Annotated in this window: 8 protein-coding genes and 1 pseudogene; all 9 read left to right on the top strand. The window is 39.2% G+C overall.

Features of this window, described 5'->3' with window-relative positions; genetic code table 11:
* Nucleotides 1-3: 3 nt before the first annotated feature.
* The 9 genes and pseudogenes from ALW18_17505 (at nt 4) to ALW18_17545 (ending at nt 14194) form a co-directional block, all read left to right on the top strand.
* Nucleotides 4-1482: an RND transporter gene (locus ALW18_17505; protein AOE54145.1), complete on the top strand. Its 1479-nt coding sequence runs from the start codon at nt 4-6 to the stop codon at nt 1480-1482.
* Between the two features lie 31 nt (nt 1483-1513).
* A complete protein-coding gene (locus tag ALW18_17510) occupies nt 1514-3286 on the top strand; it encodes a transporter (GenBank protein ID AOE54471.1) in 1773 nt (590 codons plus the stop codon).
* 107 nt (nt 3287-3393) lie between these two features.
* The gene (locus ALW18_17515; protein AOE54146.1) at nt 3394-4032 is read left to right on the top strand and encodes a hypothetical protein; all 639 of its coding nucleotides are present in this window, start codon (nt 3394-3396) and stop codon (nt 4030-4032) included.
* Nucleotides 4033-4769: 737 nt separating this feature from the next.
* Complete coding sequence (locus ALW18_17520; protein ID AOE54147.1) at nt 4770-5000, top strand: hypothetical protein; 231 nt, start codon at nt 4770-4772, stop codon at nt 4998-5000.
* A gap of 48 nt (nt 5001-5048) precedes the next feature.
* Nucleotides 5049-5522: pseudogene (locus ALW18_17525) on the top strand (hypothetical protein).
* The gene (locus tag ALW18_17530) at nt 5477-6421 is read left to right on the top strand and encodes a hypothetical protein (GenBank protein ID AOE54148.1); all 945 of its coding nucleotides are present in this window, start codon (nt 5477-5479) and stop codon (nt 6419-6421) included. Before ALW18_17525 ends, ALW18_17530 begins: the two are co-directional and overlap by 46 nt.
* 5 nt (nt 6422-6426) lie before the next feature.
* On the top strand, nt 6427-8628 hold the full coding sequence (locus tag ALW18_17535; GenBank protein AOE54149.1) for an ABC transporter ATP-binding protein: 2202 nt from the start codon (nt 6427-6429) through the stop codon (nt 8626-8628).
* Nucleotides 8628-9923, top strand: a complete 1296-nt coding sequence (locus ALW18_17540) for a hemolysin D (GenBank protein AOE54150.1) — start codon at nt 8628-8630, stop codon at nt 9921-9923. The genes ALW18_17535 and ALW18_17540 overlap by 1 nt, the downstream gene beginning before the upstream one ends.
* 2660 nt (nt 9924-12583) lie before the next feature.
* Nucleotides 12584-14194 carry a hypothetical protein gene (locus ALW18_17545; GenBank protein AOE54151.1) on the top strand — a complete coding sequence of 537 codons (1611 nt, stop codon included), beginning with the start codon at nt 12584-12586 and terminating at the stop codon, nt 14192-14194.
* Nucleotides 14195-14199: the final 5 nt, after the last annotated feature.

The following is a 14199-nucleotide window of genomic DNA, read 5'->3' on the forward strand; positions in this document are numbered from 1 at the left end:
AAAATGAAGAAACCATCTTATATATATACCATTAAAAAATATAAAAAACAGGCTGCCGCGCTCTTAGCATTCGGGCTGCTGGCTGCCTGTTCGGCGCCTAAAGCTACGCAGCTACAGCCTGCAAAGGAATTACCGGAACAATTCAACAGGAAAAATGATTCCCTAAAGCGTAACGGTGAATTTAAAGGTGTTGCTGCAGCAACCTATTTCAAGGACCGGCAATTACAAAACCTGCTAGACAAGGCGCTACTACAGAACCCGGATTACCTTGTCATGCAGGAGCGCATCCTGATTGCCAATTCACAGCTGAAAGTGGCGAAACTGGCCCTGCTTCCCTCACTGGCCCTGGTAGCTGAAGGCTCAGGCACCCACTACAGTAAATATACCATGGAGGGCGTGGGTAACTATGATACCAACTTTTCACAGAACATTAGTGACGACCAGCGCATTGCTACCGATGTTACCCCTAATTATTTTTTAGGCGGCAGGGTATCCTGGGAAGCCGACCTTTGGGGGAGGCTTAGTAATAAAAAGCGGGCAGCACTGCACCGCTACCTCGCTTCGCAGCAAGGGATCAAGCTCCTGCAGGCCCGGCTGCTTACGGACATCGCCAACCTCTACTACAAGCTGGTAGCCCTGGACAGGCAGGATGCTATTTACAGGGAAAACCTGAAAACCCAGCAGCGTGCCCTGGATATCATCGCAGCACAGCGGTCGGTGGGTAAGGCAACAGAGCTTGCCGTACAGCAATTTGAAGCGCAGAACAACAACATATTGGCTCAGGAACGGCAGATCGCCCTGAGCATCGACCAGACCGAGAAAGCATTGCTGACCCTTATTGGCGAGTATGGCGGGACAATTGAACGCAGCAGCGGATTTATGTCCGGCCACCTTGAGGTGCTGAACCAAAAGATAGCCGTCGATTCTGTTATCCACAACCGGCCGGATGTACGTGAAGCCTATTACCGGATGGAGGCGACACATGCGGGTACTAAGGCAGCCCGGGCAGCGTTCTTCCCTAAGCTTATCCTCGGCGGGTATGGAGGGCTGAACTCTTTTTCGATCCCTACTTTTTTTGATACCGGGTCACTCGCATGGCAGCTCTTGGGAGGCCTTACGGCTCCGGTGTTTAACAGGGGGCAGATAAAGCAGCAATTCTTCGCAGCAAATAAAGAGCAGCAAATAGCTTTTTACAACTATCAAAATGCGGTAACCACTTCTTTTAATGAACTGAGTGCGCTACTGCACCGGACGGAAGCCTTTGAGGAAGTACTGGAGTACAAAAACGAGGAGATCGACCACCTGGAAATTGCAGTTAATGTGGCCAATGACCTTTACCTTAGCGGGTATGCCAATTACCTCGAGATCATCAGTGCCCAGAAAAACAAACTCCAGGCTGAGCTTGATTATGTGGATATCGAGCTGGAGAACGCAAAATCCCAGGTACAGCTTTATAAAGCGCTCGGAGGCATCATTAAGTAATCTATCAGACATATACACCTATACCGTGAAAATTCTAAAAAAGAAATTATTACAACTGGAATCCCTGCTATTGTGGGGCAGGAAAAGGCTAACGCCAAAACAGTTCATTTTTTTATCCAGTGTCCTGGTGGGAATCACGGCTGCTTTTGCCGTGATACTTTTAAAAGCATTCGCCCATTCCGTGTACTCCTTTGCAACTTACATCAACGGGATATTAAAGCTGAGCTTTATAAACAGCATCCTCCCTGTAATAGGGATCCTGCTCACCGTGCTGGTTGTAAAAAAAGTGCTTGGTGGCAAAATTGAAAAGGGTACCTCACAGATCCTCTACGCTGTAGCGCGTAAGTCAAGCATTGTCCCTAAAAAGCAAATGTATGCCCAGATCATCACCAGTTCGCTTACGGTTGGCCTGGGAGGATCGGCGGGGCTGGAAAGCCCCATTGTGGTAACGGGCGCAGCATTCGGCTCGAATTATGCCCAGCAATTCCGGCTGAGTTATAAAGAGCGTACGTTATTGATCGGTTGCGGTGTGGCAGCCGGTGTAGCGGCAGCGTTTAACGCCCCCATTGCGGGTGTTCTCTTCGCCATAGAAGTGTTGCTGGTGGATGTAACGATTTCAGCATTCACACCAATTATGATTGCGGCGGCAACAGGTACATTGGTTTCCACAATTGTTTTAAACGAAGATGTGTTACTTTCCTTTAGGCAGAAAGAAATATTTGACTACTACAATATTCCATTTTATCTTTTTCTCGGGATGTTTACCGGGTTGATATCGGTATATTATTCAAGAAATTTTCTTAAGACAGAACACTTTTTTGCAGGGCTTAAATTTGGCGTATATAAAAGGGCACTCATTGGATCGCTGATGCTGGGTTTAATGATCTTTATATTCCCTACGCTTTTTGGAGAAGGATACGAGAGCATTAAGACACTTGCAGATAAAAATCCGGGTGAGTTGTTGGAGAACACACTGTTTTCGGGATATAGCAATAATGAATGGGTACTGCTGGTTTTTGTAGGTTCATCCATGATGCTTAAGGCTTTTGCTTCTGGGGTAACATTGGGAAGCGGCGGTAACGGAGGCAACTTTGCACCATCACTTTTCCTTGGTTCGTATGCCGGATATTTCTTTTCCAAATTTTTGAATCTTACCGGCCTTACGGACCTGCCGGTCAGCAATTTTGCTATGGTGGGCATGGCAGGAATCTTAAGCGGATTATTCCACGCACCGCTAACGGCTATTTTCCTTATTGCAGAAATTACAGGGGGTTACGACCTTATAATACCACTGATGATCGTAGCTTCCATAAGCTTTGCTATATCGAAACGTTTTGACAAGCACTCCCTTGACGTAAAAGGGCTGGTAAAGAAAGGGAATGTGTTTACAAGCAACAAAGACACCAATATTTTGTGGACCCTCAATATTGACAACATCATCCATACCGATTACGTGACACTACAACCAGGCGATAGTATAGAAAAGTTACGTAAAATGATCAAATATTCCGACCAGGTAATATTTGCTGTGGTTGATGGTGGCGTGTTACTGGGTACCATCTATTTCAATGATGTCCGGGAATTAATATTCAGTGACCACAACTCCCATGTCGGAAGTCTTATGAGCCTGCCCACTGAAATTGTATACCAGTACGACAGCATGGAGACAGTTATGCATAAATTTGAACAGGGTGCAAAGGCGTACCTTCCCGTTATAAAGGACGGTGCTTATTATGGATTTATATCGAAAACCGATGCCCTTGAAGCCTACAGAAACAAATTAAGGGCAATGACCTTTGAATAACATTACTATTAAGCGGATTAGTCGTATTCGCAATGTGCTATTTTGGCACATAGAATTCTAATCTTTAACGCTTCATTAGTAGTATATAGCGCTTAGCGGAACTATTTTTGTTTAAACCTTATCTATTAGCTATTGAAACCAAACAGTTGCTTACGGAAAATATCCTCAGGAACGTAATTGAAACAGCTCCCTTTCCAATTAGTGTCTATGCGGGCTACGAGCTTGAAATCATCCTGGCCAACAAATGTATGCGCGATACGTACGGCGAGGGTGAAGATGTGGTTGGAAAGCGGTACACGGAGATCTTGCCGGAATTAGGGAACCAGGAAATATTTGGTCAGCTTAGGGGCGTTATTACCACTGGAATCCCCTTTGAGGCAAAAGATACCAGGGTTGATATTGTGAAGGAGGGTGTTTTAAAACCGCATTATTTCAATTATAATTTCACACCCGTTTATGATGATCAGGGGAACCTTTTCGCGGTAATGAATACTGCTGCTGAAGTTACCGACCTGAACCTCTCACGCCAGCAGACCATTGAGGCGGAGGAGCGCCTGCGCTTTGCGGTGGAATCAGCGAATTTGGGTGCATTTGAAACACGGGAGGTCGACGGAACCCTTAAGGCATCAAAACGATTTATGGAGATTTTGGGCATCGAGCAAAGCCAATATACACAAACGGAGCTCTCAACGCATATCCATCCTGAAGACTTTAGTATTGCAAGCGAGGCCCATAAAAATGCTTAAAATAAAGGGCATCTTAATTACGAAGTAAGGGTTATGACGCCTAAGCAAGAGTTGAAATGGGTACGCGTAAACTATTTTACAAGTTTAAACAAAACAGCAACTTGAAAAGTTACTGTTTTGTTTAAATCATTTAATGTGTCGTAAACTTATCTTTGATCCAAAAGAGAAACTTCACCGTCTAAGTTTGTGAAAATATTTCTGACTTTGTGTACCTGCGACTCAAAAAGAAAAAAGGGGCTGACACTCTGTTGTGACAGCCCCTTCCACACGTATTAGTTATAACCTAAAGCGGATATTACTACTTACCCACTTTATAACCTGTATTAAAAGTAATGATAAAGGTATCTTTACCTACATAATATATGTAATGTTTGAAAAACTATTAGAGAGTAAAATAATTATTATTTATGTCCTTCTATCAGTACTTCAAATTCTGTAATTTGCCCAGCTCCCCCGATCGGCACATTCTTGACTCCCGACCCATTACTATTCTTACACGACTATCATATTACAAGCCCAACTTAAGATTGTAGTGCAGTGGGTTTATTCTGAAGACTTAATTTAAAGTAATACTAATTATTTAATTTAATACTTTATTAATTATATATAGATAATTTTTATAGTTAATTTTTTGTTAAATCAATGATTTTAATAAAATATTAATCAGAAAATTCTACTTTTGAAACCGTCCGATTAAGTGCACGTAATGCGGATTCAACCAATTAATTTTTATTATTATGACATCAAACATTCAAAAGAAACAGACGATAGAGAGTCTGTTAGCAAAGAGAAAAGAAGAATTAGCAAACGTTTATGGAGGCAAGATTGGCTGCGTACCGGGTTGTTCGGGAGAACCTATCGGTTGTGGTCCTGACGCGTGCATTGGTCCATGCCCTAAAGCATGCCTTAGCCAGTGTATGTCTATGCCAAGCTGTAAAGGTTTAGACTCAGGAATTAAAAAACCATAGACTAAAAACTAATTTTAGGTTTCCCTTTCCGGAAAGGGAAACCTATCTACTTTAAAGATTATGAAAGATTGTACATTAGAGCAAGCGCTGGACTACAGCAATGAAGATGTGATATCGCGATTTATGACTCTTTTCGAAGTTGATGAACAAGAGGCAGAAATTCTATTCGAAGAAACTAAAAAATGGCTTTGGCTGTGTTACCGATCAGCTATAGCAGAAAAAAGATTTGTAGTAGTTATTGACGATTCTTTACTGATAATAGACGAAATGTGGCATAATTTCGTACTTTTCACAAAAGATTACCAACACTATTGTATGGACAAATTTGGTTTTTATATTCATCACCAGCCCACTACAAAAGCCGAAAAAGAAAATTGGAAGGCTAATTTCCAGGAAAGCATGGACGATTATTTTACCAATATTGAAGAACAATACTCAATTATATACGACCTTTTAGGTGAAACAACATTACTAAGATGGTACGAAGATTTTCCAAAAAAATATACCAAAAAGCAGATAAAGGAGCTTATGCGATAAATAGCAAACTGATGTACCTAATAGCCGCACTGTTCTCGATGCATTCGTATTGCCAGTCCGGCTACACTATCGCACCTAACAAAACATTAGAGGACTATCCGCAAAAGAAGGAGATATTAAAGCACCTTGGCCTGGTTAATGTTTATGACCTTACCTATACTTCCGTCGATAACCTGAAAATAAAGGGATTTGTGATTACACCTAAAGATAGTACTCATAAATATCCTGTAGTTATTTACAACAGAGGAGGCAATGGTAGTTACGGTATGGTTAGCGAGCCTTTTCTTTTCAGATTTTTAGCGAATCTTTCGTCCAAAGGATATATCATAGTAGGGTCACAACTGAGGGGGTCAGAAGGAAGTGAGGGAGAAGACGAATTCGGCGGCAGGGACATTGACGATGTTGAATCATTACTTAATATTGCTGATAACATACAAACTGCTGATACTTCCAGGGTTGCCCAAATAGGGTGGAGCCGGGGAGGAATTACCAATTTTCAGCTTTTGAAACGCTCCAAGCGTATTAAGACTACCGTTAATATTGCAGGGCCATCCAACTTGCTGAAAACCAAAAGAAAAATAATGTTTACTGTTTACAGGAACAGGATTCCCAACTACGCACTGGATTCAATAAAATTTACAAACAGGATATCGCCTGTTTTTCAGCTTGACTCCATAAAGAACAAAAAGGGGAGTATCCTTTATGTTCATGGAGATAGCGACCAGGCTGTACCACTTGAAAACAGCAAAGAATTATACGCAGAGTCTAAAAAAAGAAAAATCAAATCTGAAATGGTTATTTTTCCCGGAGGCGACCATAGCCTCCGTGAGCATTTCGATAAATTAATAGATACGATTGTATCCTGGTTTAAAACAGAGTTATAAGCTTAATGAAAAAATTCCCCTTCTATCGTCAGCTTGAAGCAAAAGATTGTGGCCCGACATGTTTAAAGATTGTTGCTAAATATTACGGGAAGACTTTAAATATTCAAAACTTAAGAAATTTTAGCGAAACCAATCGGCTTGGAAGCAGCTTGCAGAACCTCGCCAAGGCTGCCGAGAATTTAGGATTTAGGTCTTTGGGGATAAGACTGGATTTGGATAAGCTGAAAGAAATTCAATTACCCTGCATTTTACATTGGAACAGTAACCATTACGTGGTGCTGTATAAAATAGAACAGAAAAAAGCAGGTAACAAAAAGATTTATTTCATTGCTGACCCTGCAATCGGCCTGCAAAAGTATGACGAGCAGGGATTTATTAAGAATTGGGGTGCAGGAAATTCGGCTGCTACTCTGGAAGGGATAGTGCTCATCCTTGAAACTACCCCTAAATTCTATATGGCTGCCGAGCAGCATAACAAAGAGTTAGACTTTACCTTTTTATTAAGATACATAAAGCCGTATCGAAAGTTCATCGCCCAGCTTATAGTAGGGCTAATGGCTGCGAGCCTTTTGCAGCTAATAGCACCATTTCTGACGCAAAGTATTGTCGATGTTGGTGTGCAAAACCAAAATATGCACTTTGTATACTTAATATTGATTGCACAGTTGTTTCTTTTTATTGGCCGGACATCTTTAGAATTTATAAGAAGCTGGATGCTCCTTAATTTATCGACCAGGATCAACATCTCAATGATTTCTGACTTTTTTATTAAGTTAATGAACATGCCGATAGGGTATTTTGATGTACGGATCACGGGAGATGTACTACAGAAAATTAATGACTATAATAGAGTGCAACGCGTGCTGACAAATTCCTCTTTAACTGTCTTTTTCTCTATTCTTAATTTACTGATAAGCGGTACAGTGCTCTTGATATTCAATTATCAAATATTCCTGATCTATCTATTTGGAAGCATACTATTTTTTCTGTGGATATTTTTATTTCTTAAACGGAGGAAAAAATTGGATAATGAGCGTTTTGCTGAACAGAAAAAAGAAAAGGATAAGATTATTGAATTGACCAACGGTATGCAGGATATCAAGCTCCATAATGCTGAGCAACAAAAGCGCTGGGGATGGGAATACATACAGGCGTCCCTTTTCAAGGTGTCTATGAAAGGCCTTGCTTTGGAGCAGACACAGAATATAGGCTCTAATTTTATTAATGAGCTTAAAAATATTATCATCACATTTTTCGCGGCCAAATTAGTAATCGAAGGGCAACTGACCTTTGGTATGATGGTTGCGATCAGTGGACTAGTCGGTAGCCTGAACGCCCCGATACTTCAGCTAATCGGTTTCATACGAGAAATCCAGGATGCCAAAATATCACTTTTACGTCTCTCCGAAATTTACACTAAGAAAGACGAGTCCGCCGCCGATGAGGGAACTATCGAAGCAGTACCCACAAATTCCAGTATCCGATTTAAAGATATCTCTTTCCGTTATCCCGGTAGTAACTTTGAGGTAATAAAAGATCTGAATCTTGAGATACCTCACCAAAAGGTTACAGCTATCGTGGGAAGCAGCGGTAGTGGAAAAACAACATTAATGAAATTAATGATGAAGTTTTACGCACCAACATCAGGTACTATTGAAGTTGGTAACACTTCGTTGAACTATATATCTCAAAAGGCGTGGAGACATCATATAGGGGCTGTTTTACAGGAGGGTTTTATATTTAATGACACAATTGCAAATAATATAGCCTTGGGTATTGAAACGTTCGATGTAGAACGTTTGTATTACGCTGCAAACGTTGCAAATATCAATAATTTTGTTGAAACGTTGCCGGGATCATATAATACCATGCTGGGCACAGAAGGTGTAGGTATGAGTACAGGCCAAAAGCAACGTGTATTTATTGCCAGGGCGGTCTACAAAGATCCTAAAATTTTATTTTTTGATGAGGCGACATCTGCGCTTGATGCTAACAATGAAAAAGAAATCATGGAAAAACTGAATATCTTTTTTAAACAGAAAACGGTCGTAGTGATAGCACACAGGTTAAGTACGGTAATGAATGCCGACCAGATCGTAGTTCTTGAAAAAGGAAAGGTTGTAGAGCAGGGATCTCATACGGATCTGATTACACAGAAAGGTTATTATTACAATTTGGTTAAAAATCAACTACAACTCGCATCATAATGAATTTAAAAGTTGAAAATTTTAATCTTCGCAGTGAGGAAGTACAGGATATTTTAACGGCAATGCCCCGTTGGTATATTAAGTGGGGAAATTTAATCATCACCTTAATTCTGTCGATGGTACTTTTATTTTCCTTTATTATAAAATATCCGGAAATTATAACCTCGGATGTAGTAATAACAACTAGCAATCCACCGGAAAAGCTTATTGCGAAAACTTCAGGAAAGTTCCAGAAAATTTTTATAAATAATAACGCTTTTGTAACCAAAGGTACCGTCATCGCGGTACTTGAAAATTCTGCGAATTACGAAGATGTATTCAGGCTAAAACAAACGCTTGAAAGCATTGATTTTAAAAAACCCAGCCTCCAATTCGCAAGCAGTGATGCAACGTATGCGAGCCTCGGAGAGCTGGAAAGTTCCTATTCATTATTCGAAAAAGACTATATCTCCTATATTCTATACCTTAACCTAAAGCCCCATAAAGTAGAGACCGGTGCTCAAAAAATTGAATATGCAGAGTTGCACGATAGGCTAGAACTATTAAATCAACAAAAGATCATTAGCGGTAACGAACTCGACCTAAAGAAGAAGGATTTATCAAGGTATCAGAAACTATTCGATAAGGGTGTGATATCTGCACAAGAGTGGGACCTTAAAAATATGGAGTATTTACAGTTGGAGCGAAATTTAAAAAGTATTACTTCATCAATTTCTCAATTGAGGTCTTCATTGAATGACCTTGACAGGACTATTCACACAACATATATAAAAGAAACATCAGATAATATCACACTATTAAAAAATTCCGTCCAGTCCTTTAACCAATTATTGAGGGCATTAAATGAGTGGGAATTAAAATATATTTTCAAATCCTCTATAAATGGCCAGGTTTCATACCTTAATTTTTGGAATGAAAATCAAACTGTAAATACGGGTGATAATGTATTTAATATTGTTCCAGATGGCAAGTCGCAATATATCGGAAAAGCCAAAGCGACGGCAGTTAAATCCGGAAAAATAAAGGTAGGCCAGCAGGTTAATATAAAGTTGCGTAATTATCCAGATCAGGAGTATGGCGTCCTTAAGGGAAAAGTCGCAAATATTTCTAACACTCCGGATAAGGAAGGTTACATACTTCTTGACATTTCGTTACCTGATAAATTAATAACATCTTATGACAAAACAGTTCAATTCCATCAGGAAATGGTAGGAACTGCTGACATAATTACCGAAGACCTAATGCTCATTGAGCGATTTTTTTACAAATTTAAAGAACTGTTCAACCGAGGTTAGTCAGGTGATGGTTAAAACGATTGTTTTATAGGTTGTCTCAGGTAGTTTCAAATATGCTGCAAAAATTGCATACACTATACAATAACGATAACATTTAAATTTTTACACTGACCCTCTTCTCAAATAGGTACTACCCTGACCATTGTAAATAATGCAATGATAGTGACAGACCATTTACAATGTCTGTCATATAATAATATAAATTTACCACACGATCTTGCCGGATAGTAGCCTCAAGGCTTATCCACTGTTTTATAACATTAGATACTGACTTTGATTAGTGAAGTGTTCAATAAACCATGCCTTCCGGTGAGTTTTTGTATTTATCGTTCCTTTTGGCATCGCTACAACATTATTTAACGAGACACTTCGATTTTTTTAAGGTCTTGAATTATAGATTTTAGCATAACAACTAAAAAATATATTTACGGCTTTTAAAGACAACGATCAGACAGAAGGTAAAGTAGCTAAGGCATGCAAAAATTCCCAGCGACGTCTTCTTATGGAGCGCTCTAGGGGCAATGGCGTTTTCGGCCGGGTTGAAAATAGCAGGCAACGACAAGACTGCGTTTAGCATCATCGGAAAAATCAATTTTTCCTGTAAGCCTTATTAGAATTAAATAATTAGCCATAGTAGCAGGGTTTTAATCTTAATTACGGAGGGCCAATACTATAAGCTATGATTTTAATCTATCGTTAACGCGTGAGCCGTTTTGTAAGGCGTGAATCAAATCATATTGATGCGGTTGAGACTAACTATTGCCTGTACGTATGCGTTTACAGTTTCGCGTTGGCTCTGGCAAGAAAAGCGTACGTTCTGTAAAATATCGTTCTGAAATAAGAGAAGCTTGTGCTGAAGTTTCAGTTGCTCCTGCCTGCTTGGAAAGTTTGCTGCAAAACATATCGTTAGCAGCCCCGCAGAAAAAACCTAGAGGTTGTATTAGTTCCGACGTGACCTCCTGAACTGGCTACTGCATTTTTTCATGGCACCCCTGATGTTGGAGTTCTATATTTTGTATGGTGATTTCCATCGTTGTGCTTCTGGAATTCAAGAAGCATGGCTTTTGATGTTACCCTACCCAAAACAAAATCGATAATGCGTTGCGCTGAGATAGATTTCTCCGTGTAAATAAGGTCTGTCTTGAGTTTATTGATTTTCATTTCCATGGTATCAAGAAAGTGGTTAAGTGTTCTTGCATCTTCCTTATTACCTGCGGCCCTTTCGGTTTTTATATCTCACCTGCTGGCATCCCATTTCCTTTTCGTTGAGGTTTCCTTTAGAATACCGTCAACAGTTACGCGTAAGTAAATAAACCTTATGTCTGACTTTTTTTGTGATGACTTCAAAAAGAAGCTCAACCCGAAACTTGTTTCTAACATAATTTACATTTTTAAAACATTAATAAATATAGAATTATGTCGTTCTCCAGTCAATATGTTAACTATGTTTACATCTTGTAAAACAATATGTTATCTTGATTTTTGTGGCAAATTCGCGGCACTTTTTCGCGTTGCAGGAATTGCCACGAATTTGCCATAGAAACTTTGGGCATTTTTGAAAATTTTGCTTGTTGCAGGGAAAATAAAAAGGCCTGCAAATATCAAAATTTGCAGGCTTTAAAGGCTTTTCGAGACGTTTTATGCGTTCTTGGCAACTTTAAAAAGTTCGCCTTAAGCCGTCTTCGTGGACTTGCCCGGACAATTCTCGAACATCTTTATAGAAGATTTATCAATATTGCGCGGCTTTCGGCGTAAGGACTTTAAAAAATTAAGATAATTTTATGGTGTGTTAAGAAAAACCCGATAGGACGCTATTATACCATTAAAATGAAAGCTATGGCAAATACATGGCAAATACTTTATAGCTATTCTATTTCCTATACATATAAACACTTTAGCTGGACAGGTTCGACTACCTTCCCCTCCAACATCTTGCTTAATTGAATCCGATGAGATAGAGTTCTAATAAACTTTATAAAGTTATTGAAAACAGTTTTAAATGCTCATATAAAACATTATACTTATAAAAGAAGGAAATGTTTTTAGGAGACTATTGAACAGCAACATTATAGATGTTACAGTGAAATGATCGTGCGAAAATACTATAAAGCAGTATTGAAGAAATTGAATATTATTTTAATTGTAATTTTTGCCATCCAGCTCTTCCAGATGCTAAAGACCTTGCAGATGTAATACAAGCCTATGTATATTATCGTAATCCCTGTTTACCATCTACATGCAAACTAGAGTACCACCTTGTCGCGCTTTAATTAGTGGAGGCATTGCCAGTAATTCAGTATTCCAAATATAGGATATCGTCCTTGCAATGTCAGTTTGACCAAGAAAACTCGAACATGTTTTGCTTTGATCGTTTCAAAATTCGAAGCACAAAAGCAATAGTATTTTGCCAAATTTAGGGTAGGTATAATTGACATGCTTTCCATGAGCAAATTGTTTAGTGTGACAACGTAATTTATTTTTTCAATACACTATTTAATGAATGATGTCGACTTCTGATTTAAGGAATATCGTTTTGTGTACATTATAATTTTATAGATGTTGAAAAAAGAAATTAAAGAGTAATAAATATTTACGGTTTTCCCGTAATTACGTAAGATAATACTTTTATATTTTTGCACCGCTTAACAAAATATTATGATATGCGGTTTCTTAATTTCTTTCAAATTATTTTCTATCTGACATTTATCAATGCATTGTCAGCCCAAGATATCCTTTGGGATAGGTCATATGGTGGCAAACATGCAGAATATCTTCTCGATGCACAACCAACTGCAGATTACGGGTTTATACTTGCTGGGAGTTCACTTTCAAATAAAAATGGGAATAAAACTTCCGATAATAATGGAGATCTTGACTATTGGATTTGGAAGATGAGTGAACACGGCGAGATGGACTGGCAGAAAAGCTTTGGTGGTCCTGGTGCTGATATGCTTTATAGTGTAAAAAATACTAGTGACGGCGGTTTTATCCTTGCAGGAACATCTGAATCTGGAAAAGGCATGTTCAAAAAAGACTCGTGCCGTGGAAACCTGGACATATGGATTATCAAACTCAACGCCAAAGGTAATGAGGAGTGGCAAAAAACTATTGGAGGTGCGGGCAGGGATATTGTAAACTCAATCTGTCAGACTGCTGATGGTGGGTATATTATTGGAGGTTCTTCCGACTCAGGGACTAGCCGTGAGATACTTTCAGGGGGAACAGATAAATATGGTAAGTCTGAAAAGTGCAGAGGTGGTATGGATTTTTGGATAGTAAAGCTTGATAATACGGGCGAAATAAAATGGCAAAGAACCTTTGGTGGTCTTTATATGGACGTATTGGAAAGTATCAGTACAACCACTGATGGAGGGTGTATTGCAGGAGGTTATTCTAATTCGCCAATGTCACAGGATAAAAAACACGACGGCTACGGTGAAGGTGACTATTGGATTATAAAGTTAGATAAAGAAGGAAATGTCGAATGGCAGCGGACTCTTGGAGGAGAACAAGATGACCATCTATATACTATATTACAGACCAATGACGGTGGATATATTGCTGCTGGTGACTCTGCATCTGCGACCTCAGGTAATAAGAGTAAATCGAATAGTAAAGGAACCGACTTTTGGATTGTAAAGCTTGATAGTCTTGGAGATGTATTATGGCAGGAAACATACAACACTGGGCAAACGGACATTCTTACATCTGCAGTTGAAAATTCAGATGGAACTATACTGATCGGAGGTCATGCGCAAAGTGAAAGAATTGGTTCAACCAAGAGTGATAAGAGAGAAATCAATGATTATATAGCCATTAAAATTTCTGCGCAGGGCAAGGAACTGTGGAAAGAAAGCATAGGAAGTAGCGGAGCAGACATACTAAGAAAAGTAATTGAAACACGTGATGGCGGATATATACTTGCAGGTACGTCCGATGGTAAAATATCAAGAGATAAAAAAAGTGGGAATGGCGGTAACGACTTTTGGGTTGTGAAATTAAAAGACAAGGATAAAAAGAAAGAAGATGATAAGAAAAAAATCGAAGCAATTCCGAATCCTGCCACCCAGTTTACTAATATAATAGTAGGATTTGAATTTAATTCAGGGACACTGTCTGTTTTTGATTTGTCAGGAAGGCAATTGCAAAGCTTCACCGTTGATAGCAGGACTGTTCCCTTAGATCTAGGAAATTATCCCGAAGGCATTTATGTTGTTGAAGTTCGAACCGACAAAGGAACAGAATCAGTAAAAGTTTTAAAATCAAAATAGTCATA

Origin of the sequence: Flavobacterium psychrophilum (genome assembly GCA_001708385.1) — a bacterium.
Taxonomy (GTDB): domain Bacteria; phylum Bacteroidota; class Bacteroidia; order Flavobacteriales; family Flavobacteriaceae; genus Flavobacterium; species Flavobacterium psychrophilum_A.

What these genes read in the sequence shown, in the direction of transcription:
- ALW18_17530 (AOE54148.1), top strand. Translation starts at nt 5,477, where the DNA reads ATGGTACGAAGATTTTCCAAAAAAATATACCAAAAAGCAGATAAAGGA.
- ALW18_17505 (AOE54145.1), top strand. Translation starts at nt 4, where the DNA reads ATGAAGAAACCATCTTATATATATACCATTAAAAAATATAAAAAACAG.
- ALW18_17540 (AOE54150.1), top strand. Translation starts at nt 8,628, where the DNA reads ATGAATTTAAAAGTTGAAAATTTTAATCTTCGCAGTGAGGAAGTACAG.
- ALW18_17520 (AOE54147.1), top strand. Translation starts at nt 4,770, where the DNA reads ATGACATCAAACATTCAAAAGAAACAGACGATAGAGAGTCTGTTAGCA.
- ALW18_17535 (AOE54149.1), top strand. Translation starts at nt 6,427, where the DNA reads ATGAAAAAATTCCCCTTCTATCGTCAGCTTGAAGCAAAAGATTGTGGC.
- ALW18_17545 (AOE54151.1), top strand. Translation starts at nt 12,584, where the DNA reads ATGCGGTTTCTTAATTTCTTTCAAATTATTTTCTATCTGACATTTATC.